The sequence below is a fragment of the Allomuricauda sp. d1 genome (assembly GCF_039592695.1).
Taxonomy (GTDB): Bacteria; Bacteroidota; Bacteroidia; order Flavobacteriales; family Flavobacteriaceae; genus Flagellimonas_A.
Window position 1 is genome coordinate 537652 of the sequence record NZ_JBBUTK010000003.1, and the last position, 23145, is coordinate 560796.

At 43.3% G+C, this 23145-nt stretch carries 27 protein-coding genes; 8 read left to right on the plus strand and 19 right to left on the minus strand.

Annotated elements, in window-relative coordinates; translation table 11 throughout:
• Positions 1 to 6: 6 nt before the first annotated feature.
• The 6 genes from AAAH86_RS14190 to AAAH86_RS14215 form a co-directional block, all read right to left on the minus strand.
• The gene (locus AAAH86_RS14190; protein WP_343488308.1) at positions 7 to 357 is read right to left on the minus strand and encodes a hypothetical protein; all 351 of its coding nucleotides are present in this window, start codon (positions 355 to 357) and stop codon (positions 7 to 9) included.
• Positions 358 to 444: 87 nt separating this feature from the next.
• The gene (locus tag AAAH86_RS14195; protein ID WP_343488309.1) at positions 445 to 1494 is read right to left on the minus strand and encodes an AraC family transcriptional regulator; all 1050 of its coding nucleotides are present in this window, start codon (positions 1492 to 1494) and stop codon (positions 445 to 447) included.
• Between the two features lie 63 nt (positions 1495 to 1557).
• Complete coding sequence (locus AAAH86_RS14200) at positions 1558 to 2682, minus strand: DUF819 family protein (RefSeq protein ID WP_343488310.1); 1125 nt, start codon at positions 2680 to 2682, stop codon at positions 1558 to 1560.
• 35 nt (positions 2683 to 2717) lie between these two features.
• The gene (gene rsmI, locus AAAH86_RS14205) at positions 2718 to 3389 is read right to left on the minus strand and encodes a 16S rRNA (cytidine(1402)-2'-O)-methyltransferase (RefSeq protein WP_343488311.1); all 672 of its coding nucleotides are present in this window, start codon (positions 3387 to 3389) and stop codon (positions 2718 to 2720) included.
• Between the two features lie 9 nt (positions 3390 to 3398).
• The gene (locus AAAH86_RS14210; protein ID WP_343488312.1) at positions 3399 to 3752 is read right to left on the minus strand and encodes a DoxX family protein; all 354 of its coding nucleotides are present in this window, start codon (positions 3750 to 3752) and stop codon (positions 3399 to 3401) included.
• A gap of 46 nt (positions 3753 to 3798) precedes the next feature.
• The gene (locus AAAH86_RS14215; RefSeq protein WP_343488313.1) at positions 3799 to 4479 is read right to left on the minus strand and encodes a hypothetical protein; all 681 of its coding nucleotides are present in this window, start codon (positions 4477 to 4479) and stop codon (positions 3799 to 3801) included.
• Positions 4480 to 4636: 157 nt separating this feature from the next.
• On the opposite strand from AAAH86_RS14215, the gene AAAH86_RS14220 reads away from it, so the two are divergent.
• The 7 genes from AAAH86_RS14220 to arfB all read left to right on the plus strand — a co-directional run bounded on the left by AAAH86_RS14220 (position 4637) and on the right by arfB (position 11901).
• Positions 4637 to 5281 carry a thymidine kinase gene (locus AAAH86_RS14220; protein ID WP_343488314.1) on the plus strand — a complete coding sequence of 215 codons (645 nt, stop codon included), beginning with the start codon at positions 4637 to 4639 and terminating at the stop codon, positions 5279 to 5281.
• Complete coding sequence (gene alr / locus AAAH86_RS14225; RefSeq protein WP_343488315.1) at positions 5274 to 6380, plus strand: alanine racemase; 1107 nt, start codon at positions 5274 to 5276, stop codon at positions 6378 to 6380. Before AAAH86_RS14220 ends, alr begins: the two co-directional genes overlap by 8 nt.
• Positions 6381 to 6446: 66 nt before the next feature.
• Positions 6447 to 6842: a large conductance mechanosensitive channel protein MscL gene (gene mscL, locus AAAH86_RS14230; RefSeq protein WP_343488316.1), complete on the plus strand. Its 396-nt coding sequence runs from the start codon at positions 6447 to 6449 to the stop codon at positions 6840 to 6842.
• Between the two features lie 182 nt (positions 6843 to 7024).
• On the plus strand, positions 7025 to 8014 hold the full coding sequence (locus AAAH86_RS14235; RefSeq protein ID WP_343488317.1) for an aspartate-semialdehyde dehydrogenase: 990 nt from the start codon (positions 7025 to 7027) through the stop codon (positions 8012 to 8014).
• Between the two features lie 249 nt (positions 8015 to 8263).
• Positions 8264 to 10417, plus strand: coding sequence for a prolyl oligopeptidase family serine peptidase (locus AAAH86_RS14240; RefSeq protein ID WP_343488318.1), 2154 nt, complete (start codon positions 8264 to 8266; stop codon positions 10415 to 10417).
• A gap of 65 nt (positions 10418 to 10482) precedes the next feature.
• The gene (locus AAAH86_RS14245; RefSeq protein ID WP_343488319.1) at positions 10483 to 11472 is read left to right on the plus strand and encodes an ABC transporter ATP-binding protein; all 990 of its coding nucleotides are present in this window, start codon (positions 10483 to 10485) and stop codon (positions 11470 to 11472) included.
• Between the two features lie 27 nt (positions 11473 to 11499).
• A complete protein-coding gene (arfB, locus tag AAAH86_RS14250; protein WP_343488320.1) occupies positions 11500 to 11901 on the plus strand; it encodes an alternative ribosome rescue aminoacyl-tRNA hydrolase ArfB in 402 nt (133 codons plus the stop codon).
• A gap of 114 nt (positions 11902 to 12015) precedes the next feature.
• Here arfB and AAAH86_RS14255 read toward each other — a convergent pair whose 3' ends face one another.
• The 10 genes from AAAH86_RS14255 to AAAH86_RS14300 form a co-directional block, all read right to left on the minus strand.
• The gene (locus AAAH86_RS14255) at positions 12016 to 12387 is read right to left on the minus strand and encodes a SnoaL-like domain-containing protein (RefSeq protein ID WP_343488321.1); all 372 of its coding nucleotides are present in this window, start codon (positions 12385 to 12387) and stop codon (positions 12016 to 12018) included.
• A 107-nt stretch (positions 12388 to 12494) separates the two neighbouring features.
• Entirely contained in the window at positions 12495 to 13415 is a 921-nt protein-coding gene (locus tag AAAH86_RS14260) for a DUF5777 family beta-barrel protein (RefSeq protein WP_343488322.1), read from the minus strand.
• Complete coding sequence (locus AAAH86_RS14265; RefSeq protein ID WP_343488323.1) at positions 13405 to 13950, minus strand: YceI family protein; 546 nt, start codon at positions 13948 to 13950, stop codon at positions 13405 to 13407. The genes AAAH86_RS14260 and AAAH86_RS14265 overlap by 11 nt, the downstream gene beginning before the upstream one ends.
• Positions 13943 to 14266, minus strand: coding sequence for a hypothetical protein (locus tag AAAH86_RS14270; protein WP_343488324.1), 324 nt, complete (start codon positions 14264 to 14266; stop codon positions 13943 to 13945). Before AAAH86_RS14270 ends, AAAH86_RS14265 begins: the two co-directional genes overlap by 8 nt.
• Positions 14267 to 14506: 240 nt before the next feature.
• Entirely contained in the window at positions 14507 to 16054 is a 1548-nt protein-coding gene (locus tag AAAH86_RS14275) for a hypothetical protein (protein ID WP_343488325.1), read from the minus strand.
• Between the two features lie 140 nt (positions 16055 to 16194).
• A complete protein-coding gene (locus AAAH86_RS14280) occupies positions 16195 to 16467 on the minus strand; it encodes a hypothetical protein (protein ID WP_343488326.1) in 273 nt (90 codons plus the stop codon).
• Between the two features lie 11 nt (positions 16468 to 16478).
• Complete coding sequence (locus AAAH86_RS14285) at positions 16479 to 17327, minus strand: DUF5777 family beta-barrel protein (protein ID WP_343488327.1); 849 nt, start codon at positions 17325 to 17327, stop codon at positions 16479 to 16481.
• A 12-nt stretch (positions 17328 to 17339) separates the two neighbouring features.
• Complete coding sequence (locus AAAH86_RS14290; protein WP_343488328.1) at positions 17340 to 17753, minus strand: hypothetical protein; 414 nt, start codon at positions 17751 to 17753, stop codon at positions 17340 to 17342.
• Between the two features lie 2 nt (positions 17754 to 17755).
• A complete protein-coding gene (locus AAAH86_RS14295) occupies positions 17756 to 18310 on the minus strand; it encodes a YceI family protein (protein ID WP_343488329.1) in 555 nt (184 codons plus the stop codon).
• 26 nt (positions 18311 to 18336) lie between these two features.
• A complete protein-coding gene (locus tag AAAH86_RS14300) occupies positions 18337 to 18732 on the minus strand; it encodes a hypothetical protein (RefSeq protein WP_343488330.1) in 396 nt (131 codons plus the stop codon).
• A gap of 185 nt (positions 18733 to 18917) precedes the next feature.
• On the opposite strand from AAAH86_RS14300, the gene AAAH86_RS14305 reads away from it, so the two are divergent.
• Positions 18918 to 20027 (plus strand): LytTR family DNA-binding domain-containing protein, encoded by a 1110-nt coding sequence (locus tag AAAH86_RS14305; protein WP_343488331.1) that lies wholly within the window; start codon positions 18918 to 18920, stop codon positions 20025 to 20027.
• Positions 20028 to 20051: 24 nt separating this feature from the next.
• Here the strand turns inward: AAAH86_RS14305 and AAAH86_RS14310 are convergent, their stop codons facing one another.
• From AAAH86_RS14310 to accB, 3 genes are all read right to left on the minus strand, one after another.
• Positions 20052 to 21164, minus strand: coding sequence for an FAD-dependent oxidoreductase (locus AAAH86_RS14310; protein WP_343488332.1), 1113 nt, complete (start codon positions 21162 to 21164; stop codon positions 20052 to 20054).
• A 36-nt stretch (positions 21165 to 21200) separates the two neighbouring features.
• The gene (gene accC / locus AAAH86_RS14315) at positions 21201 to 22553 is read right to left on the minus strand and encodes an acetyl-CoA carboxylase biotin carboxylase subunit (protein ID WP_343488333.1); all 1353 of its coding nucleotides are present in this window, start codon (positions 22551 to 22553) and stop codon (positions 21201 to 21203) included.
• An 85-nt stretch (positions 22554 to 22638) separates the two neighbouring features.
• Positions 22639 to 23127, minus strand: coding sequence for an acetyl-CoA carboxylase biotin carboxyl carrier protein (gene accB, locus AAAH86_RS14320; RefSeq protein WP_343488334.1), 489 nt, complete (start codon positions 23125 to 23127; stop codon positions 22639 to 22641).
• Positions 23128 to 23145: the final 18 nt, after the last annotated feature.

A 23145-nucleotide genomic window follows, 5' to 3' on the forward strand; every position in this document is an offset into this window, starting at 1 on the left:
CTTGAATTAGGCGTTGAAGTATTCTTCAAAAATGACCTGCCCGTCGTCATTCCAGACACGTTTTATGATTTCGTGCCAGTAAATTGAACTGTCGTCTTTCATCTTAAAGTCAAAGGTGAACTCAGAGGCCGAGACATTACCATCAACCAAAGTGTTATGCAGGGTTATGCCATTGACATTGGCTATGGCTCCTGTGAAACCTGTCATTTTCTCAATCATCTGGCCTTTGTTCTTAGTGGTCACCTGATTGTAGTCAGAAGTTTCTGCGCTGTTGGCAAAAAACTTCTCGACGGCATCTACTATTGCCCCTTCGGCAACCATGCCATCCATCTCTTTTACTAGTTTTCTAATATCCATTTGCTTTGTTTTGGGTTAAAAACTTGATTTAAATACCCTGCAAATTTCAATTGAAAGGAACGTTGGAAGGCTACAAAAAAGGAGCGATTAATTGTAGATTTCGCTTTTGAAGGAAGAAGGGTTCACGCCCGTGTAGCGTTTGAAAAAAGAAGTGAAGTGGTTGGCCTCTTCAAAACCAAGGGTAAAGGCTGCCTCTTTTATCGAAGCATCTTGTGCCAGTATTTTTTTCGAAGAATCGACAATTTCTTGGCGAATCAATTTGCCAAGCGAATCGCCAAGTTTTGCTTTGGTCTTTTTCTGCAGTGTTTTGACCGAGAGGTTCATTTTGTCGGCATAAAACGATAACTGATGTTGTTCTTTATGGTGTTGTCGAACAAGCGCCACAATATCTTGTACGAATGTATCGCGATTGTCATAATCAAAATGCTGCCTGAACTCATTTGGGGTGGCTCTGGCTTTCTGTTTGAACACCCTGTTGAAATAACCCGGGTCTTTATACCCCATCGCATACGAAACTTCTTGAATGCTCTTATCGGTCAACGCCACTTCTTTGCGGCTCTCTGCCCATCGTTTACGCTCCCATAGGCCCTTGACTGACAGCCCAACTTTCTCTTTCATTAGGGTCTGCACTTTTTCATTGTTGTCGTTGATAAACAACGCCAACTCTTGAGACTTTAGGTGCTTATCATATTTAGCGTCAACGATTTCCTTGATATCGAATATGACTTCATATTCTTCCTCGGTGGCCTCAAATGGGTTTTGCAAAAACCATTGCTGGGAAAATGCTTTAATGATTTCTTTTGGATTATTTGCCGTATTGAATACTTCCATGTCCTTATTACAATCAACACAGGAAGAAAAATCGATATGCCCCAGCGACACCAAATGTTTGAACAACACCCTCGCCGCTCTGTCGTCAAGGATTCCACTATCGAAAAATTCCATTTTCTCCACCTTGAAATCATCAGATAGAAACTTGACATATTGCCCTTTTTCCAAAAAAATGGCCTTGTTGGTCCAACCAAAATAATTTTCAAAATCAACCTGTATACCCCCAGAGCCCGATATGATATGAAAAAGAGCGGGCTGGGTCAAATAATAGACCTTGTTGATATCAGGAAAAAAGTTGTGTAACATTGATCTGGACCTCACGGTTTCTTGGTCGAAAACCCCTGCACTTCCTGACAAGACATGGTGCGGTTATATCATAATGCCCAACAGATAAATCGTCAGCATACCCCAAAAAGTGCCGGTAGCCATGCTTAGAATAGCCAATACTATGGCATGGGGCATCCATTTTTTATTATAGGCGGCCGTAACGGCGGGGGCCGTGGCAATGCCTCCCACATTGGCCATGCTGGCAATCGGCACCCAGGCCATGTTTACGTTCAGCACTTTTGCAACCCCTACGGTAAAGACAAAATGGCCGACCAGCCAAACTATCAAGAACCCGAAAAAGGCCCAATTAAATCCGAAGGTGGCGAATTGCAGTTTCAGCCCCAAGACCGCCATGACCAAAATAATCAAGATGCTTCCCACCTTTAATGAAAAGGTGTTGTTCCAACTTTTTATAAAATTGCTCAAGGCCAGTCCCAATAATGAAAAGAGCACTACCTTGATAACAAAGGTATCCACCAGAAAATGAAAGACCCCTACTAAAGCTATAAAAATCAGCAGGGTCAAAACTGGTGATAGCGTCTTTTCTTTTTTTAAGTCAAGCTCGTCGGGCATCTTTGTATCCGAAATTGCAAACCAACTGTTCAATTGGTGGCTCCTCTTTATCCCTTGAAACATCAAGATGGTCCAGATATTGACCAAAATATTGTCCATTACCAAAATGGTCAGAAAGATGTTCTCAGGGCAGTTGACCAGTTCTTTCAATACCAGTTGGCTGGTGCTGCCTCCAATCCAACCTCCAACGACAGGTGGAATCCCCATCCAGTACTGTTTTGCAACCAAAGTGGTGTTGACCCAGTCTGATGATGAAAAACCATAAACGGCCAATACTGGAAACAGCGCAATGAACATACTGCCCGCCACGAACACAACAATGGGTTTGATTCCCACGGATTTCAACTGGCGAAAAGAGAGACTTGACATGACCGATATAATTGCCAGCGGAATGAAAAAATCTTTGCTATAATCATGGATGGCCGCCCCGGAAAAATCTTTTTGTAGTACCAAAGAAAACAATGCGGGTATCACATACGCCAACAAGATTGCGGGCACCCAGTCAAAAAGTGATTTGATGTATCGGTTTTCCCACCGGTCTAAAAAATAGACTGCAACAACGGTCACCGCTGTGATAATCCAAGGTGTGTACATTCAGGCCAAAATACTAAAATAGATTGTTCGGGTAGTCATTTTTTGCCCGCAACCACAACGACCAACTCCCCTTTCGGGGGATGTGCCTCAAAATGCTCCAAAACCTCCTTTACAGTGCCCCGAATGGTTTCTTCATACAATTTTGTCAGCTCACGGGAAACCGACACGGGCCGATCCGCGCCAAAATAGTCTACAAACTGGGTCAGGGTTTTGACCAACTTATGCGGACTTTCATAAAAGACCATCGTTCGGGTCTCTTCGGCCAATTGTTGCAATCGGGTCTGGCGGCCTTTTTTTATGGGGAGGAATCCCTCAAAAACAAATCGGTCGTTGGGTAAACCGCTGTTCACCAATGCCGGTACAAAAGCAGTCGCACCTGGTAAACATTCGACCTCAACCCCATTTTCGATACACGCTCGTGTCAATAAAAATCCGGGGTCTGAGATGGCCGGGGTGCCCGCATCGGATATCAATGCCATGGTCTCCCCGGATTTCATGCGTTTTACCAGGGCATCCACGGTTTTATGCTCGTTGTGCATGTGGTGGCTTTGCAGCGATGTTTCGATGTCAAAATGCTTCAAAAGCTTCCCGCTGGTACGGGTGTCTTCAGCAAGAACTACATCCACTTCCTTTAAGATAGAAATTGCTCGAAGCGTGATATCCTCCAAATTGCCGATAGGTGTCGGAACCAGATATAATTTTCCCATAGACCCAAATTACGGCCTTACCGTTTTTCCTGTAAAATAGGAAATCAAAACACAAATAAAGGCAATGGACGAAAAGAGCACACCGTTTCCATCCGTGATATAATGGGCGAAAAAAGCAAGTATGGTATTGAAAAAAAAGCCTGCATAGGCCCATTCTTTGAGCCCTTTTGAGAAATTGCCCCAGATTGCTATCAACCCCAGAATCTTTGCGATTGCCATTGGATAAATCAAATACGTTGGGTAGCCAAAGTGCTCAAAGGCCCCTTTGATGGATTCGTGATTAAAAAAATAGTTGTAAACGGAAAATAGCATGATGAACGTCAACACCGCAGTAGACGCCCAGAAAAGAACTTTCTTTAGCATAAGGATTGGATTGGATTGATTACATCATCCAATTTAACCAAAAAAATTAAGCAAATTTTCGTTGTATCAATGACTTAAATCTTGCTTCGTATTCCTCTTTGCCTTCCCAATTGTTATACTCGGGCTTTACCATGTTATCGATAAAGGCCAAAGAGCGTTCTTCAGAATCTATAGTATTGAGCTGTGAAAGTACCCGTTGATAATCATCGGTATTGTTGTTGAACAAATGCTTCACAAAGGCAAGACGGTCATTGAGGCCAATCTGTATCTTGTTGACATTCAGTTTATCGTTCAGTGATTTTTTGGGTGCCTGATCGATGTCGACTGGCCGTGGACTGACAATTTCTTTATCACTCTTCATATTCTCAGGCTTTGCGATAAAGTCTGAAAAAATATGTTCCACCGCTTCGCTGGGCATTTCAGATACCATGTCTTTGATCGTCTGCATGCCCGGTGTGATAATGTCCTCTTCATGTGGATTGCTCTCGGGTACCGAGGTGTTGCCACTGAGTACGGCAGTGGCCATTTTCTCAAAACGCGATGCCAGTACATTTTTAGAGACATCGACTTCTATATCGTTCAACTTTTCATCGATGAATTTGAGCACCGCAAGTTTTTCATACAGCTCTTTGGCTCGTTCATACAGCTCGGTCAACTCTTTGTCTTCTCTTGAGGTAATAATGTCCGTTGAGAGCTTGACCAATTCTTCTCGTATCTTGCGCTTCATGCTTTCTGTAATTTATATAAATGTACCACCAAAATCCATGCCCTTTATTGAACAAAAGGTTAAATTTTGTGGGCAGACCAAAGGTATAATTTTCACTACTTTTATACTTCTTTTATTTAAAAACGAAAAACGAAGCACTTTCGTTTAAAATTTTAGCATGTTTCTCGAAAATACGGTCAATCATAAAGAACAATTTGGGTGGATAGAGGTTATCTGCGGATCTATGTTTTCAGGTAAGACCGAAGAGCTTATCCGTCGCTTGAAACGTGCCCAGTTCGCCAAGCAAAAGGTCGAGATTTTCAAGCCCATCGTTGATACCCGCTATAATGAAGAGATGGTGGTCTCGCACGATGCCAATGAAATACGGTCGACCCCCGTGCCCGCTGCTGCCAACATTCGCATACTGGCCGATGACTGTGATGTTGTAGGCATTGATGAGGGGCAGTTCTTTGACGATGAGATTGTCGCCGTTTGCAATGACTTGGCCAATCGGGGAGTGCGCGTGGTCGTAGCTGGATTGGACATGGACTTTAAGGGGAATCCTTTCGGGCCTATGCCCGCTCTTATGGCCACTGCTGAATACGTTACCAAAGTACATGCGGTATGTACCCGAACAGGAAACCTGGCCAACTATAGTTTTCGAAAATCGAATGATGACAAACTAGTGCTTTTGGGGGAAACGGAAGAATATGAACCATTGAGCCGGGCTGCTTTCTACAAGGCCATGCTCAAGGAAAAAATCAGCCAAATGAACGTAGATGCCGAAGAGGTCGTTCCAAAAAAGAAAGCCTCCAATGGGTAACATCGGTGAAACTACGCTAGAAATTGACCTTTCGGCATTAGCGCACAATTTCAATTATCTCAAAGCAAAATTAAACCCCAACACCAAATTTTTGGCCGTGGTCAAGGCCTTTGCATACGGTAACGATATGGTAACCATTGCAAAAAAACTGGAGAAGCTCAAGGTGGATTATTTGGCTGTGGCCTATGCCAAAGAAGGAGTGTTGCTTCGAGATGCTGGTATACGGTTACCCATCTTGGTGTTGCATCCCCAAACAATCAATTTTAGTGAATTGATTGACCGTTGCCTTGAACCGAGCCTTTATTCCCCAAGAATACTTCGAGAATTTTTAAAAAAAACCTCACAAAAAGGCCAAAAAGATTATCCAGTACATATCAAGTTCAACACAGGCTTGAACCGTCTCGGTTTTTGGGAAAGTGATGTGGATTTCATTCAGGACACTTTGGAAGGAAGGGATGAAATCAAGATTGTATCGCTCTTTTCCCATCTTGCAGCATCTGAAGACAGGGACGAAGAAAAGTTCAGTTTGCGACAAATAGCATCCTTCCAAAAAATAAATACATCCCTGGCAAAGAGATTGGGGTACCAACCCATGCGGCACATGCTCAACACCTCGGGCATCGTCAATTATCCGGAAGCACAATTTGATATGGTGCGAAGCGGTATTGGGTTGTATGGCTATGGCAACCAACCTGAAATCGATAATGAACTGAAGCCCGTTGCCACCCTAAAAACCATCATATCACAATTGCACAAAATTGAGCCCCATGAATCGGTCGGTTATAACCGGGCGTATACGTCTGATGGGTATCGCACAACGGCTACGCTTCCCATTGGCCATGCGGATGGTATCGGTAGGCAATACGGTAATGGTAAAACTCATGTCTCTATACATAGGCAAAAAGCCCCAATCATAGGGAATGTCTGTATGGATATGGTCATGGTCGATGTCACCGACATCGATTGCAAAGAAGGTGACGAAGTTGTCATTTTTGGTGATGGAAACTCCGCTGAAGACTTCGCAAAATCAGCAAATACCCTCTCCTATGAACTATTGACGGCTATTTCTCAACGAGTTACAAGAAAAATCAAGGAATGAATTTTCATTTCTCTTTCTTTTTTTGATTACCTTATCCCCGTATTAACCATAAAAACTATAATTCAAATGCTTAAAGAGTTTAAGGAATTTGCCATGAAAGGCAACCTCGTTGACATCGCCGTAGGTTTTGTCATGGGTGCCGCGTTCAATAGGGTGGTCACTTCTTTTACCGGAGGTATTGTATCGCCATTGATCGGTCTATTATTTGATGCCGACTTCAAAGACTTAAAGTATGTTATTAAAGAGGGAACAATGAACGATGCCGGCGAAATGGTAGGTGAAGTTGCGGTAATGTACGGTGATTTCATCACTTCGGTTATTGATTTCATCATTGTGGCTTTTGTGATGTTCATGATTGTAAAGGGTGTCAACAGGATGAAGAAACCCGAAGAGCCCGCACCAGACCCAGGGCCATCAGAAATTGATTTATTGAAGGAAATCAGGGATAACCTGAAAAAATAACCGTAGCTCCTGAAATTTCAGGATTTCCGCTACACCATTTTTAATCTAAAAGCCGTCAATCTGTTTCGCTAACAGATTGACGGTTGTTTTATTTATAACAAATTGTTGTTTTTTGCCATTTCTGTCAAAAAGACTTGTTTTAAAGACAAGCTGAAGTACCTTTGCTGTTCAATTAAAACGATATGAAAGTAGCAGTTGTCGGTGCTACCGGGATGGTAGGCGAGGTGATGTTAAAAGTATTGGCAGAGCGTAATTTTCCGATTACGGAATTGCTCTTGGTCGCTTCAGAGCGTTCCGTTGGAAAAAAACTGTTGTTTAAGAAAAAGGAGCATTTCGTTGTTGGCTTGGCCGATGCGGTCATCGCACGACCAGACATTGCCATATTCTCGGCAGGGGGAAGCACTTCACTGGAGTGGGCCCCGAAATTCGCAGAAGTGGGCACCACCGTGATTGACAATTCTTCTGCATGGCGTATGGACGCCGATACAAAACTCGTGGTGCCTGAAATCAATGCCCACCTCTTGACCAAGAATGATAAAATCATTGCCAACCCCAACTGCTCTACCATTCAAATGGTGATGGCCTTGAATCCTTTGCACAAAAAATATCAAATGAAGCGGGTGGTGGTCTCTACCTATCAATCCGTTTCGGGTACGGGTGTAAAAGCCGTTCAGCAACTCGAAAATGAAATGGCAGGAGTACAGGGCGAAATGGCCTATCCGTACCCCATCAACCGAAATGCATTGCCCCATTGCGATGTGTTTTTAGAAAACGGCTACACCAAAGAAGAAATGAAACTCGCGCGTGAGCCCCAAAAAATATTGGACGACCGTACCTTTTCGGTATCTGCTACCGCAGTGCGCATTCCCACCGCTGGGGGTCACTCAGAATCTGTCAATGTGGAATTTCATAATGATTTTGAGCTATCTGAGATTCGAAAACTGCTCTCCGAAACTCCCGGTATCGTGGTACAGGACAATCCCGATACCAACACCTACCCCATGCCCATTTATGCCCATGACAAAGATGAGGTCTTTGTGGGGCGCATTCGCCGTGATGAAACGCAACGTAACACGTTGAACATGTGGATTGTCTCTGACAACCTCCGCAAGGGTGCCGCCACCAATGCGGTGCAGATTGCGGAGTATTTGGTGGAGAAAAACTTAGTTTAAATTAAATGAAGCTCCTCCACTCAGATGAGTGGAGGTGGATGCTGAAGTGTCATGCTGAGCGCAGTCGAAGCATCGGCGTCAGCAGACGGAGGGGTCTGAAGCAACCCCTGACACCCCTGTCCGCATATCGCGGACTGTCCCCTCAAGGGGACAATTTATATTTAGCGTTAAAAAACGTTAAGACTTGTCCTTCTTGGCTGGCATCCAACGCAATTGCGTTATTTTTAGCGCAACTAATTCCTATCGAAAATGAGACAACTTTCCATCCTAATGGCAGTGCTTATCTTTGCGGCCTGCAAAACTGAAAAAGAACGAGAACCTATTGTGGTGAACTATCCTGAAACCAAAACTGTCGATACCGTTGACACCTATTTTGAAGCCGAAGTGCCCGATCCGTATCGCTGGCTTGAAGATGATCGTAGCCAAGAGACCGGAGCATGGGTAACCCAACAGAATAAGGTCACTTTTGGGTATTTAGACAGTATTCCCTTTCGGGACGATATAAAAAATCGTCTCGAAAAAATATGGAATTACGAAAAACTGAGCGCTCCGTTCAAAGAGGGCGATTATACGTATTTCTATAAAAATGATGGCCTGCAAGACCAATACGTGGTCTACAGGAAAAAAGGAGACAATGATGCAGAAGTGTTTTTAGACCCCAACACCTTTTCTGAAGACGGCACCACATCACTTGCCGGACTCAGTTTTACCAAAGACGGTACTTTGGCGGCCTACTCCATTTCTGAAGGCGGGAGTGATTGGCGAAAGGTCATTACCTTAAATTCTGAAACCAAAGAAATTGTTGAAGACACTTTGGTTGAAGTGAAGTTCAGTGGCATCTCGTGGAAGGGCAACGACGGTTTTTTCTACTCCAGTTACGATAAACCAAAGGGCAGTGAACTGTCTGCAAAGACCGATCAACACAAATTGTATTACCACAAACTGGGCACCCCACAATCAGAGGACAAGGTTATTTATGGCGGTGTGCCTGAAGAAAAACACCGCTATATTGGTGGTAGCGTCTCAGACGACGGGCGATATTTGTACATCAGCGCAGCAACATCGACCTATGGCCGAAAACTGTTCTTGAAAGATTTGACGAAAGAAAACAGTCCGTTGGTGACCATTCTTGACATGGCGGATTCTAACACCTATGTCATCGATAACGAAGGTTCAAAATTATTCTTGGTCACCGACAGAAATGCCCCGAACAAAAAGATAGTGGTCACTGATGCATCAAATCCCACTCCTGACAATTGGAAAGACCTTATCCCTGAAACCGAAAACGTATTGACAGCGGGTACCGGTGGCGGCTATTTCTTTGCGGAATATATGGTCGATGCCATCTCTAAAGTATTGCAATACGATTATGAAGGCAACTTGGTCAGAGAGGTCGAATTGCCTGGTGTGGGCAGTGCCAACGGATTTGGGGGCAAAAAAGAGGATACCGAGTTTTACTTTTATTTCACCAATTACAAAACCCCGGGCTCATCATACAAATACAATGTTGAAACTGGCGAGTATGAGCTGTATTGGAAGCCAGAAATCGATTTTAATCCCGAAGATTATGAATCGAACCAAGTATTCTACGAATCAAAAGATGGTACTAAAGTACCCATGATCATCACCCATAAAAAGGGAATTGAGCTCAACGGAAAGAACCCGACCATTTTATATGGCTATGGCGGATTCAACATCAGCCTGACCCCCAGATTCAGTATTGTCAATGCGGTTTGGATGGAACAGGGCGGTGTGTATGCCGTGCCCAATCTTCGCGGTGGTGGTGAATACGGAAAAGAATGGCATATCGCAGGTACAAAAACACAAAAGCAAAATGTGTTTGATGATTTTATCGCTGCCGCGGAATATCTTATCGACAACAACTACACCTCAAAAGAATATTTGGCGATACGCGGTGGTTCAAACGGCGGGCTTCTGGTCGGTGCGACAATGACACAACGCCCTGATTTGATGCAAGTGGCGTTGCCCGCTGTCGGTGTTTTGGATATGCTTCGCTACCATACCTTTACCGCTGGTGCAGGCTGGGCCTATGATTATGGCACCTCTGAAGAAAGTCAAGAAATGTTTGAATACCTCAAAGGATACTCGCCCCTGCACAACATCAAAGAAGGTGTTGCATATCCGGCGACCTTGATTACAACGGCTGACCATGACGATCGCGTAGTGCCTGCCCATAGCTTTAAGTTTGCTGCCGAATTGCAGTCAAAACAAATGGGTGACAATCCCACCTTGATTCGCATTGAGACCAATGCCGGTCATGGTGCGGGTACGCCTGTGAGCAAGACCATCGAGCAATATGCCGACATCTTTGGTTTCACGCTGTTCAACATGGGGTATGATGAACTGCCCAATCAAGCGGTGCTTAAAGAGTTCAAAGGATAAGGCAACAACAGAATAAATCGTGCTAAAAATCCGTTTCAATAGAAGCGGATTTTTTCTTTTTTGCTATGCTGACCGTCGAGAACATTACTTTTTCATATCAAAAGCATCCCGTTTTGGAAGATGTATCCTTTGATCACCTTGAAGGAAAACACTTGGCCATTATGGGTGAAAGTGGTTCTGGCAAAAGTACCTTGCTCAAGGCCATATACGGATTGTTGCATTTGGATGAAGGGGCCATTTTATGGAACGGAGATGAAGTCCTCGGGCCAAACTTCAACTTGGTGCCCGGGGAAAAGACCATGAAGTATGTATCACAGGATTTTGATCTGATGCCTTTCACCAATGTAAGCGAAAACGTGGGGGAACATCTTTCCGTTTTTGACAGGGAACACCACCATGACCGCATACAAGAACTTTTGGATATTGTAGGCTTGCAAGATTTTGCCAATACCAAGGTCAAGAGCCTTAGCGGTGGCCAACAACAGCGTGTGGCATTGGCGCGGGCACTGGCCCAAGAACCTGAACTATTGTTGCTTGATGAGCCTTTTAGCAGTATCGACCAATTTAAAAAGAATGAATTGCGGCATCGCCTGTTTCCGTACCTCAAGGCCAAAGGTGTTACCGTAATTACAGCGACCCACGACCCTGAGGACGTGCTTCCGTTTTCTGATGATATCATTGTGCTGCGCAATGGCCAAAAAATTGCTTTTGGCAATACAACGGTCCTCTATAAAAATCCGAGAGAAAAATACATTGCAACGTTGTTTGGTCAGGTCAATGCGCTTCCTATCGGACTTCTAAAGGAGTATGCCAAACAAGACCAGACCATTTTGGTATATCCCCACGAATTTGAGATTTCTGCCAGTTCAGGGGTCGAGGTCACCGTAAAAAAGAGTTTTTTCAGGGGAAGCCACTATCTTACGGAAGGACTTGCTGAAAACGGGCAGACCGTCCTCTTTCAAAGCAAAAAAAGGATTGATTCCGATATTTTGGTGTATCTGAACATTCCTTTGGAGTTGGTCAATTTGCGACTGTCAAATCTCGCCCGGTCATAAAGCGTACCTTCGTGAAAAATCACTTTTGTGAACAAGGATAAAATCTTGGGAGAGCTAAAGTTCAAAGCTGTTAGAAGCAGTGGTGCTGGTGGACAGCATGTCAACAAGGTGGCCTCAAAAGTGGAGCTTTCTTTTGATGTTGCCAACTCATTGGGCTTAAAGCCTGAAGAAAAAGAACGGCTTCAAGAAAAAATATCGCATCGTCTGACCAATGAAGGTGTTTTGGTGCTGCAATGTGACGAGGCAAGAAGCCAGCATCAAAATAAAAAGCAGGTTGTTGAACGGTTTTTCGATGTATTGAAAAAGGCCTTGTACGTTCCCAAAAAACGGAAACGCACAAGGCCTTCAAAATCCTCAATAGAAAAGCGTCTTAAATCAAAAAGAAGATCTTCAGAGAAGAAAATCAACCGAAAGAAGCCTGATTTTTAACACCCCTGCAAGCTTGGTATAACCAAAGCTTGCTGTCCCCTCAAGGGGACAACCCATAAGATTTCCCTTTGTTAGGAGAGGAACTCGCCTGCATGCAGATAGGTAATCGGAAGGCTATCCCATTTCTGGGACTTCATAGAAATACTGCGCTTTTTTGACTTTTCCGTTCTCGACCTCATAAACGCACAGTTCATCAAAAGCCCATCGGCCTTGTCCTTTGAAAGTGGCATCCATAGACATTGGTACCACAAAATGATTTGCAGCAACTACGGGGTCGCCCACAGAACCTCCATGGATTTCCTCAATGCCTTCAGCCCATTCGAGATAAGCATTCCAGATGTTTTCTTTTCCCTTGGTCACCTTCTCACCGGGCATTCCGTCCATCTCTATGCTTTCGGCATCATCCGCATATAGATCATAGGCTTCTTTGTACTTTTCTTCCCTGCAGAATTGAACCAATTTGTCTGCTACTTCTTGTGTTGTCATGAGTGTTTGTTTTTGGTTAATCCATTAAAGATAGTGAAGAACATGGTTTGCGGTTTTAAGGAAAAGTTAAATCAGATTCTTTCAATCTTTTGGCCAAAAAGAATACATCAATCTTGCTGATTGTTGTCCTGCACTTTTTTTAAGTTCCGTTTAAAGTGAATCACATAGGTCATATTGAACCCAAAGTTTAAATTCGGGTTTCTGAAATTGAAATTATGCCTCGTTTGTGTGATGAAGGCATCCTCGACCATACGGACCGCATTGGTGAGCATAAACTGCAACATGACATCGCCTATTTCCCAATTTACGCCCAAGGCAAAAGGGCCATAAGTGTCAAAAGATTCTACAGGGTTGGTATTGTAATAATATTCTGAAACCACCGAAACATGATTGCCCAGCTTGTACCTGCCACCAAAGCCAATGGCAAAATGGTTTTGGGGGTCTTCTTCTGAAAACACAAGCCCTCTATGGACAAACGTAGGCGCGATTTGAAGCGAGAAATTAGGAGTGACCTTTTTGGCGATGAGCATTTGCGTCGTATATGAAAGCCGGTCTGCAAAATCATCTTGAATATTGGGTGCGGTCAGGGCCTCGCTAAAATAACTGGCACTTTGAAGCAGCGTAATGCTGAAGGGTGACCCCTTTTGGTCGCTGCGTTGTTGTACCAGTTTGTATTTCAGATAACCGTCGAACAGCCCGTCAAAGGTAGTGCCGCCGAATCCCATCAAAAACCTATCGCTGACACCATATTCCAATGCGATACGGGTGCTCAAACGATCTGCGGCAAAACTCTGGGTTCTTTGTTCGGGAGTGTTCCAAAAACGGTTGGCCACGAAAACATCCAATATCCCTTTTTTTCGGGTCTCAATGGAGTGCCCGAAAGCAATTCTACTGAACTTGAACGTGGCTTGGGTATATTGTGGAATATCTTGCTGCTCCTCTTCAAGAATGCCCAAAAGGTCTTGCGCGACCATGGTATTTGCCACAGCTGCCCAAATCATAAACGTGATTAGCGCTCTAGCTTTCATAGGGTTCATATTCAAATCGAAAATCCACAGAAATAGTTTTTGCAATATTTCCCGCCAAAAGTGGCGGTATCTTTATATTGTAGTCTTTGACATAGGCCTCAAATGTGCCCGACAGCACATACTTGCCCTCTATATTCTCAATTTTGGTCTTTATCTCCAACTCTTTGTTGACCCCGTGCATTGAAAATGTACCCCTGACCATTCTGGTCTGTTCGCCTTCGATAGAAGGATCAAAATCTATGATTTTGCCTTCAAAGGTGGCTTTTGGATAAATATCCGATTCAATATAGCTTTCGTTAAAATGCTCACGCATCAGAGCCTTTTCAAACACAAAAGCATTCATAAGCATACTGACTGCGATTTTCGAACTTTCGAAATCGATTATGCTTGACACCTGGTTGTTTTGGGCCTTGATGTTCTCTACTGAAGTGTATGAGAAGAAAGAGACACTGCCCTGTCTGCAAATCACCTTTTCTGAATTATCGGTTTGCACACTGAACACCATGGTCAATATGAGCATAAACACCTTATTCATTTTGCAAAGTATTGTTCATGACACAATTTAACAGTATTACATCATTCAGATATCCCTTTAGAACACCTTTGATGTCAATGGCATCACCTTCTGACAAACCAAATTTAGAGTTTTCAAAAGATTCGTTCATTTCGCAAATTATGTAATGGTTACGGTTGGTGTTTCCCCTGATCAGAATGTTGAATTTACCATTTTTAGTATTTGTCTCCTTTATGAATCCTTTTACTGACACCACTCCTTCCTTAGGAAAACTTTCATCGTTTTTTAAATCATTAATAAGTTCGTCGGCACTGTAAAATGCAATGGGCGCAACCATTGTAATGTCTTTTTGAAATATACTTTCACAACAAACCAAAAACAATGACAAAAAAATGAGGGCAACGATGTGTTTTGAATTTGTCATAAGCCTTGTAAAGTTCTTAAAAAGAAAATTAACCCGATACTCGTTTTTGTTCTTGCGCATGATGGTTTGTTAAAATACTGGGGAACCCAAATAGGTTCCCCAGAGCTAACCAAACTTAACTAATCAAACACTAAACTTATTTTTCAGATCTCCTTAGTCTACAATCACAAATATGCCCGTCATCGAACCATGGAACTCGCAATTGTAAAAAAGCTTATCAGGAGCGTCTTGAGGTACTGTAAATGTTATCTGACCAGATGAAGCCCCATTATTTGCAACCCCATCATCAAAAGTATCGCCTGTGCCTGTGCCTTGGACCGACTTTATCAAAAATGGATGGCCGGGAGTATCAACATTAAAAACATAGGTTCTACCCCTTGTCAATGTAAAATTTGGGTTTTCAGCTTCATCCAAACCGCTATCGCTAAAGGTGTAGGAGGAAGCACCAATATTTCCAACCGTGAACGAGCTGCTCGTATCTTCATCGACAATCCGTATTCTGCCCGTCATGGTACCGTGAAATTCACAATTGTAGAACAATACGTCAGGTGCACCTTCAGGCACCGTAAATGAAATCGTACCTGTCGCAGCACCATTATTCGTGACACCATCATCAAAAGTATCGCCAGTACCGGTGCTTTGATTGGTCTTGATTAAAAACGGATGTCCGGGAGCATCTACGTTAAATTCATACGTTTTGCCCCTTATCAGTTCAATTTCAGGATTTTGAACATCAGTAAAAGCAAATGTATAAGCAGTGGCACCAACATTGCCCACTTCAAACGTTCTTTCAACTTCTGACTGTTGGTCATCATTTTCTGGAGCTGGCTCCGTATCTGGATTGACAATTGGCCAAATACCAGCAACTGGGAAACCTACACCAAAATTATCACCCCTATTTTCGTCTCCGCCGAAGTAGTACAAAGGCCAACCTTTATAGGTTACCTGGGTCTCGCCGAAAACATCGATCGTGCCAAAATCCGAGGGATCAAAAATGCTGGGGATATTGACAACATCTATTTTAAGAATGGGCCATACTCCATCATTTGAAAAGTCTTCGTTGGTGAAGGTGTTCGTGTCTTCCTTGTCATTTGAAAAATGATAAATGGTACGCCCACTGGCATTGGTCATGTAAAATGTTTCCTCATCACCTGGTTGGTAGGTTGAAGTAAGGTTGGTTTCGTTGCCATCGGCATCGCGCCCCACCAATTGTGCTCTGGTAACCATAATTGAGTAATCAGGTTTTGCCACAAACCACACTCCCCCGGATCCATCACCGTTGACATCACCTGCTGCCGCATCATTGACGAAGCGATACAATGGCCATCCTTTAAAGGTTGTTTGTTCAGCGCCATCTTCTCGTGTAATGGCGCCAAAATCAGCTGTATCAAGGCCCTCATCCAAAGTCAATTCTGAAGGGTTAAAAGCAGGCCAAACATCAGCACAATCGCCAAGGCAATTGGCATCACCCTTACTGTCTGGTGCAAAAAAGTAAAGTGTAAAACCATCGGCATCTGTCAATACTTGACCAAATGTGGCGTCGTTTCGCAATTGAACTTGGTTTGGGTCTTCAGAGCTTCCGTCATCATCCCCTGGGTCTTCACCTTGATCAGGCGGGTTTGGGTCACCACCATAACCATCATCTGTCTCGCAAGCTGCTATGGCTGTTATTACCAACAATGCTAAAATCATCTTTTTCATTTTGTTTGTTTTTAGAATTAATACTGGCCCAAAGAACGCCCTAACTACGGCCGTTTACCTAATAAAGTAGTGTCAAGCGGAAAAATGGGCTTTAAAGCGGAATGCATTTTTGTTATACTTCGTTTTTGTTGTATTTGGTCTCAACAATTGCAAACAAGTCTTTTGCCGTACTGGGTTTGGGAAGGTATTTCCCCAATTTCAGGATAACCCATCTCGGTCAATGTGTTCAAAGCGACCGCCAGTTCGTTCGCCCTGAAAAAACTGAAAATGACCATCGCATATTCTGGATAAAGGTTGATGTCGGCGATATCCTCAATTTTTTGAAGCTCTTCCTTGATTTTAAATTGGCATCGTCTGCAAAAGCTCTTTTGAACTTCAATTTTTGCCACATTTCTTTTTGTTGCTGTTTTCATGTATGTTTTTGTTAATTGAATACTCTTGAAAGGTTAAATCCGAAGAAAAAATCCCCCGACCCCCAATCACCAGTGCCTTGACCCAAAAAGCCATTGGTATTCATGGGCTGGGCATTCGTAAAATGAAGCTGAAAGACGTGGCCCCCTGTTTCAATGTCTACCCCTACCGAAAGTGAATTTCTAAAAGGTGAAGTCTCTGCCCGGTTTAAATGAAGTCCGTAATCAAAATTGAGTGAAAATCTCTTGGTCAGTTTTTGTCTTCCCCCAAAACCAATGACGTATTGTGAATTGTGCTGTTCATTTATTGCGACATAGTTGTCGTGAAAAAATGTTGGCATAAGCTGTAAAGACAAACTTTCACTTATCTTTTTTGATATTAAAAGTTGTGCGGTGTAGCCCAATCTGTTTTCAAACTCAAGCCCAGGTAGTACAACTTCGTCCAAAGCGGTATTCACCAAAATGTTGTTTGAACTGACAATGGTGAACGGAAAACCTCCTTTTTTCTCCCTAAACAGTCTAAGTTTTAGTGAGCTTTCATAGATTTTTTGAAAAGAGCTTCTTGAGACACCAATGTTGATGCCATCGGAAATACCGTAAATAAAATTCAGTCGGGTCACGGCTTGGTCCAACCCGAAAAAATCTTCAAACCCTGTTTTCACAGAGCCAAATCTGTGGGAGACCACAAAATAAAGTTCCTTTGATGAGACCATTTTTGTGGATTCGAAGTTTACAATCTTAAGGCCTTTAAAAGCGGCGCTTTTGTAATCATCCACTTCTACCGTATCCAATTCGGCCAACAAATCATCCTGGCCTAAAAGTCCAAATGGCAACAGCAGCAGTATGCAAATAAAATTTTTCATGTTTGTTTTGTTTTATAGTTGATGTCTCTTGTCAATAACCGAGGCTTGGTCAATTTTTACCTGTAACAACAATTCATCAAAGCCGACACATCTTCCCTTGATTACGATGGGCTGTCCATCTTCAAAATTGTTTTCAGCGTTGGCCAGAAAATTGACCATGACCCTTTTGTCAAGCACGATGCTGTTCTGTTCGACCTCTGTTATTGTTCCAGAAACCTCAAGGACTTCATCCATATACTTTTGAACCGAAGAGGCTTCGTTGTTTGCAAAAAAGTATTGCAGTTCATCAGCTGCGATCTGAAAAGTGGCCTCTTCTTTTGATATTTCCCGGTGTTTTGAGTTAAAGGTCATGTTGTAGGCAACCCCTGCCAAAATTGCCAGTGCCAAAACAACCAATCCGATGATATATAGCCGTCTCTTTTTCATGATCAGTTGAGATTAAAATCAAGGGACACCTTTACTTCTTTGGCAATTTTGTTTTTGACAATCGATGGGATCTTGATGTCAAAATCATCAGGGGTGACAATGAACGAACCCCTGATGACAACACCATCACCAGACTTGCTAACATCTAAATGCGTATCAATGTTCTTTTCTTTTCCATGCAATTGTAATTTCCCATCTACGCGCACTTTTTTGGGTTCATTGCCCAAGTCAGTGATGTTAAAATCAATAAGTTTTCCTTTGAATGTGGCTTTGGGATAGGTTTCTGATTCGATGTAGTTCTCATTAAAGTGTTCTTCCATCAACGAGTTTTTGAATCGAAATCCTTTTATCAAAGCCAAAGAGGCTATTTCATTTTTTTCGGTGTCCATAACGGCTGTGACCGATTCGTTTTTGGCCTCAACGGGCTCGAACAAGGCCTCAGATGCTTCAAACTCAACCGTTCCGTTTTTGTCGACCAATCGTTGGGCCGTTGATTTGAAACTGGTAAATGCCAAAAGCAGCAGTGTAATCGTTATAGTGGTTCGTCGTATTTTCATTTTTAAGGATCTTTAATTTGTTATATTTAATTTTCAGGTGTTCCTTTTTCAATCCATTCATCAAAAGCATCAATGGTACTTTGCGGCAAACGCCCTGCAGGAGGCATTGCCCCAGCTGCTCCGGATTGCCTGGATATGGCACTTAAGATTCCGTTTGCCCTCGCACTTACCTGTGAAAAGTTTACCAATGCGAAAGGTGCCCCGTTTCGTGGCGGACTGGAATGGCACGAAATACAGTTGGAGTCAACTATTGCCTTGATGGTGTCATCATAAGTAATGGCCGAATCTGTCGGGTCTTCCCCAGACCCATCATCTTCATTGTCCGTGCCATCAGGGGCAATCAAATCGTTTTCACTGTCGTACGTACAGGAAGTCAGCAATGCCAGAAAGCATCCTATCAGTAAAATTTTGGTCTTGTTCATTTTTCTTCCGTTTGTGATTCTGTGGTGCTAAGCAACTGATATTTGGCATCTTACTAAGTAAGAATCTGTGTGAAAGGGAATTCTTGAATGTGAAAGGGAAAAATTGGGGGTTTAAAATTTCACCTATATGGTAAATCTTTCATGTTTGCGAATTGAATCTTTAAATTGCAGGTACATTTTTCAAAATGCAGAAAGACAGACTTTATTTATTAAGCTTTTTGGCCGTCACCCTGATTTTTATTTTGATCTCTGGCGTGGCCATCGAGTATTTTGTAAAGTACGGTGCAGATAGGTTACTGAACACCCAACTGGAATCAAGCAAGCGTGAGGCAAAAGAAATTGCAACCTTTATAGGAGCGCAAATTGAAAACGGTTCAGGAAAAGAACAAACTATTGAGGCACTGCAAAACAGTATCTCAAAGGCCAATCTTGATATGGGCTTTATAAGTATGTTCGATTGGTCTGGCCGAATAGTTTGTCATCCGGAAAACAATAAGGTAGGCCAACTTATCTCGCCCAAAGAGTCGTTTGTGTCTTCAGTTTCTGACGATTTGACCCCTGAAGATTTTTATGAGCTCCTAAAATTAAAGCGGGAAGCGGGGGGCATTCGTGATTTTGAAGGTGATTCCCAAGATTCAGAAGTCGTGTACCTATATCCTGTCAATGGTACTGATTGGATGGTAGCGGCCCATGCCAATATCGACAAAATATCAAATGAAATCGATAATCTTAGAAATAGGTTCTACACCATTTTGGGTATCATGGGGCTGGTCATGATCTTAACCTCCGTAATTGCCGTAAGACTTATCGGCAGTTCGTATGAAAAACGATTAGAGGCAAAAAACCAGAAACTTTCTGATGAGGTTATCAATCTTGCCAAACTCAACAGGGCGGTAGGTGACTATCAACAGAAGGTCAGTGAAAAGAACCCGGCCAAGAAAATTGAAGACGGCACGACAAAAAAAAGGATACTGACCTATTTGCGCAACGAACTGTTGCCCATTTCCATAGAAGAGATTGCCCATATCTATACCGAGAATACCATTACCTATGTAGTATGTGACGACGGCAAGCGTTCCACTTCCAACCTGAGTCTTGATGAACTGTTTTCGAATCTTGACAGCAGTTACTTTTTTAGGGCGAACAGGCAATTCATCATTGCCATATCTGCCATAGATAAAATTGTAAGATATGGCAACAACCAATTGAAGATACTGGTGAACCCAAATTCTGAGGTCGATATCATCATCAGCAAAAATAAGGCTGCCGAGTTCAAACAGTGGCTTAATCTGTGACCAAGAAGATAGTGTGATTCGGTTTTAGATTGAGCTTGCCAATTCCTTGCCCACCGTACTGCCAATGGCAACGCCCATTCCGCCCAATCGGATTCCACAGAATACATTATCTGAAAGTGCTTTCACAATGGGCTTTTTTTGGTTGCCCACACCCATGATCCCACTCCAGCGGTGTTCAATTTCAAAAGGTGTATTTGGAAGGATTACCGTCGATAAAAGTGCCTCAAGTCTGTTCTGAACCTTCTCCGTCGTGTTCAACTTTGTTGTTGTCTCGACCTTAAAATCGAGGTTTCTTCCCCCGCCGAATAAAATGCGTCCATCGATGTTTCTGAAATAATAATACCCTTCATCAAAATGAAAGGCGCCCTTAATATGAAGATATCTGATTGGCTTTGTTACCAGCACCTGTGCCCGAGCTGGATTGACTTCTTCTTTTAGAAACTGCTTTGCAAAACCATTGGTGGCTATAATCAGTTTTCTTGTAGAAAACTCAAAAGCATCTGTTTTTAAGCTGACATCGTCGCCTGTATCGTCGTACTCTAAAACTTCGACCGAATTGAATATATGCACCCCTTTTTTAACGGCCAAGTCGAGAAGTGATTTCATCATCATTCCTGCGTCCAACTGGCCTTCAAATTGATGTGTAATGTATTGGGGATTGATTTCTTTAAACCCAAACCTGTTTTTTGTCAACGCAAAAGGAGGTTCTCCAAAAACTGGGCGTAGCCATTCGTTGACTTCAGCCATCCTTTGGAGACACTCCTCAAACAAATTTTCATTTTTGGAGAGAAAAATTTCATGCCCGCCAAGCCGTTGATATCCTATTCGGTCATCTCCAAGCAAGTTTCGAAGCAGTTGTATGCCCTTGTGGCGTTGCCATATCAGCCCAATCACCTCCTTTTCTGAGTGCGCCTTTAAGTCGGAGCATATTTCTGAAAGACTGCCAAAACAGGCAAAGCCTGCGTTTTTTGTGCTTGCGCCTTGTGGGAGAACGCCACGCTCCAAAACCACTACTTTTGCTTTGGGATATTTTTCTTTCAGAAAGATTGCTGTGGATAGTCCTACAATACCGCTCCCCACGACGGTGTGGTCAATGTTTGAAAACCATGTTTTATATTCCCAGTAACTCAGCTGCATAAAAAAGAAAAAGCCCTGAATAAATCAGGGCTTTAATCAATAATCGTACTTTTCATCCATTTCAAAATCCTCCATGAATTTTGTGGTGTAATCGCCCGCCAAATAATCGGGGTGATCCATCAGTTGTCTGTGAAAGGGTATCGTGGTCTTTACGCCCTCAATCACGAATTCGTCGAGTGCCCTACGCATCTTGTTGATGGCCTCTTCACGGGTCTGTGCCGTGGTGATCAATTTGGCCACCATCGAATCATAATTCGGAGGAATAATATACCCACTGTACACATGGGTGTCCAGTCTAACCCCGTGCCCGCCTGGAGTATGCAGTGTGGTTATCCTCCCCGGTGAAGGCCTGAAATTGTTATACGGGTCTTCAGCGTTGATGCGACATTCTATGGAGTGCAGTTTCGGGGTATAGTTCTTACCAGAAATGGGAACGCCAGCAGCCACCAAAATCTGTTCACGAATCAAATCGTAGTCAATCACCTGTTCGGTAATCGGATGCTCGACCTGAATTCGGGTGTTCATTTCCATGAAATAGAAATTGCGGTGCTTATCTACCAAGAATTCAACCGTTCCCGCTCCTTCATATTTGATGAACTCGGCAGCCTTTACCGCAGCTTTGCCCATTTCATCACGCAGTTTGTCGGTCATGAACGGTGATGGGGTCTCTTCGGTCAATTTTTGGTGGCGACGTTGCACTGAACAATCGCGTTCAGAAAGGTGACAAGCCTTGCCGAATTGATCCCCGACAACCTGTATTTCAATGTGTCGAGGTTCTTCTATCAGCTTTTCCATGTACATCCCGCCGTTGCCAAAAGCTGCCTTTGCCTCGGTAACCGCGCTGTTGAAGTTCTTCTCCATTTCATCCTCGGACCAAATGGCGCGCATGCCTTTTCCACCACCGCCTGCGGTTGCCTTAATCATGACCGGATACCCCATTTTCTTGGCCTCTTTTTTGGCGTGGGCCACATCTTTGAGCAGCCCTTCAGAACCCGGTACAGTAGGCACCTTGGCTTTTCTCATGGTCTCCTTGGCAGTGGCCTTGTCGCCCATCTTTTCAATCTGTTCTGCAGAAGCCCCGATAAACTTGATATCTGATTCTGCACAGATTTTTGAGAACTTTGCATTCTCTGAAAGAAAGCCGTACCCCGGATGAATGGCATCTGAATTGGTAATCTCTGCTGCTGCAATGATGTTCGGTATTTTGAGATACGATTCACTGCTGGGTGCAGGGCCGATGCACACGGCCTCATCTGCGAAACGAACATGTAGGCTTTCTTCGTCTGCCTTTGAATAGACTGCAACGGTTTTGATGCCCATTTCTTTACAGGTTCGAATCACACGAAGTGCAATCTCTCCCCTGTTTGCTATCAATATTTTTTTGAACATTTTTTTAGTGTAAGAGTTTATGGTTTGTGGTTTAGTGGGTTTAATGCAATCGCTTTAAACTTTTAAACTTTAAACCTTTGGTTACCTAACTGGGGTCTACCAAAAACAGCGGTTGATCGAACTCAACTGGAGTGGAATCATCAACCAAAATCTTGACAATCTTACCAGACACTTCAGATTCAATATCGTTGAAAAGCTTCATCGCCTCAATGACACAAAGCACATCACCCTGCGAAATATCTTGACCTACCTCAACAAAAGGTGGCTTGTCGGGTGAGGGTTTTCTGTAGAATGTGCCTATAATCGGTGACTTGATGGTGATATACTTTGAATCGTCATCGGCACTCTCTTTTTCCTTTGATGGGGATTCCGTGGCCTCTTGGGCAGGGGCTGCGACTACTGGAGCTGCGGGAGCCGGTGCCATTGGTACCTGATGCACATAAGTGGTCTCTGGTGCCGAACCGTGACTACCAGTACGGATGGTGATTTTGATATCCTCCATCTCTAATTTAACCTCACTGGCACCTGATTTGGCCACGAACCTGATTAGACTTTGAATTTCTTTGATATCCATGGAATGTAATTTAGTTGT

What these genes read in the sequence shown, in the direction of transcription:
- AAAH86_RS14190 (WP_343488308.1), bottom strand. Translation starts at nt 357, where the DNA reads ATGGATATTAGAAAACTAGTAAAAGAGATGGATGGCATGGTTGCCGAA.
- AAAH86_RS14195 (WP_343488309.1), bottom strand. Translation starts at nt 1,494, where the DNA reads ATGTTACACAACTTTTTTCCTGATATCAACAAGGTCTATTATTTGACC.
- AAAH86_RS14200 (WP_343488310.1), bottom strand. Translation starts at nt 2,682, where the DNA reads ATGTACACACCTTGGATTATCACAGCGGTGACCGTTGTTGCAGTCTAT.
- rsmI (WP_343488311.1), bottom strand. Translation starts at nt 3,389, where the DNA reads ATGGGAAAATTATATCTGGTTCCGACACCTATCGGCAATTTGGAGGAT.
- AAAH86_RS14210 (WP_343488312.1), bottom strand. Translation starts at nt 3,752, where the DNA reads ATGCTAAAGAAAGTTCTTTTCTGGGCGTCTACTGCGGTGTTGACGTTC.
- AAAH86_RS14215 (WP_343488313.1), bottom strand. Translation starts at nt 4,479, where the DNA reads ATGAAGCGCAAGATACGAGAAGAATTGGTCAAGCTCTCAACGGACATT.
- AAAH86_RS14220 (WP_343488314.1), top strand. Translation starts at nt 4,637, where the DNA reads ATGTTTCTCGAAAATACGGTCAATCATAAAGAACAATTTGGGTGGATA.
- alr (WP_343488315.1), top strand. Translation starts at nt 5,274, where the DNA reads ATGGGTAACATCGGTGAAACTACGCTAGAAATTGACCTTTCGGCATTA.
- mscL (WP_343488316.1), top strand. Translation starts at nt 6,447, where the DNA reads ATGCTTAAAGAGTTTAAGGAATTTGCCATGAAAGGCAACCTCGTTGAC.
- AAAH86_RS14235 (WP_343488317.1), top strand. Translation starts at nt 7,025, where the DNA reads ATGAAAGTAGCAGTTGTCGGTGCTACCGGGATGGTAGGCGAGGTGATG.
- AAAH86_RS14240 (WP_343488318.1), top strand. Translation starts at nt 8,264, where the DNA reads ATGAGACAACTTTCCATCCTAATGGCAGTGCTTATCTTTGCGGCCTGC.
- AAAH86_RS14245 (WP_343488319.1), top strand. Translation starts at nt 10,483, where the DNA reads ATGCTGACCGTCGAGAACATTACTTTTTCATATCAAAAGCATCCCGTT.
- AAAH86_RS14255 (WP_343488321.1), bottom strand. Translation starts at nt 12,387, where the DNA reads ATGACAACACAAGAAGTAGCAGACAAATTGGTTCAATTCTGCAGGGAA.
- AAAH86_RS14260 (WP_343488322.1), bottom strand. Translation starts at nt 13,415, where the DNA reads ATGAAAGCTAGAGCGCTAATCACGTTTATGATTTGGGCAGCTGTGGCA.
- AAAH86_RS14265 (WP_343488323.1), bottom strand. Translation starts at nt 13,950, where the DNA reads ATGAATAAGGTGTTTATGCTCATATTGACCATGGTGTTCAGTGTGCAA.
- AAAH86_RS14270 (WP_343488324.1), bottom strand. Translation starts at nt 14,266, where the DNA reads ATGGTTGCGCCCATTGCATTTTACAGTGCCGACGAACTTATTAATGAT.
- AAAH86_RS14275 (WP_343488325.1), bottom strand. Translation starts at nt 16,054, where the DNA reads ATGAAAAAGATGATTTTAGCATTGTTGGTAATAACAGCCATAGCAGCT.
- AAAH86_RS14280 (WP_343488326.1), bottom strand. Translation starts at nt 16,467, where the DNA reads ATGAAAACAGCAACAAAAAGAAATGTGGCAAAAATTGAAGTTCAAAAG.
- AAAH86_RS14285 (WP_343488327.1), bottom strand. Translation starts at nt 17,327, where the DNA reads ATGAAAAATTTTATTTGCATACTGCTGCTGTTGCCATTTGGACTTTTA.
- AAAH86_RS14290 (WP_343488328.1), bottom strand. Translation starts at nt 17,753, where the DNA reads ATGAAAAAGAGACGGCTATATATCATCGGATTGGTTGTTTTGGCACTG.
- AAAH86_RS14295 (WP_343488329.1), bottom strand. Translation starts at nt 18,310, where the DNA reads ATGAAAATACGACGAACCACTATAACGATTACACTGCTGCTTTTGGCA.
- AAAH86_RS14300 (WP_343488330.1), bottom strand. Translation starts at nt 18,732, where the DNA reads ATGAACAAGACCAAAATTTTACTGATAGGATGCTTTCTGGCATTGCTG.
- AAAH86_RS14305 (WP_343488331.1), top strand. Translation starts at nt 18,918, where the DNA reads ATGCAGAAAGACAGACTTTATTTATTAAGCTTTTTGGCCGTCACCCTG.
- AAAH86_RS14310 (WP_343488332.1), bottom strand. Translation starts at nt 21,164, where the DNA reads ATGCAGCTGAGTTACTGGGAATATAAAACATGGTTTTCAAACATTGAC.
- accC (WP_343488333.1), bottom strand. Translation starts at nt 22,553, where the DNA reads ATGTTCAAAAAAATATTGATAGCAAACAGGGGAGAGATTGCACTTCGT.
- accB (WP_343488334.1), bottom strand. Translation starts at nt 23,127, where the DNA reads ATGGATATCAAAGAAATTCAAAGTCTAATCAGGTTCGTGGCCAAATCA.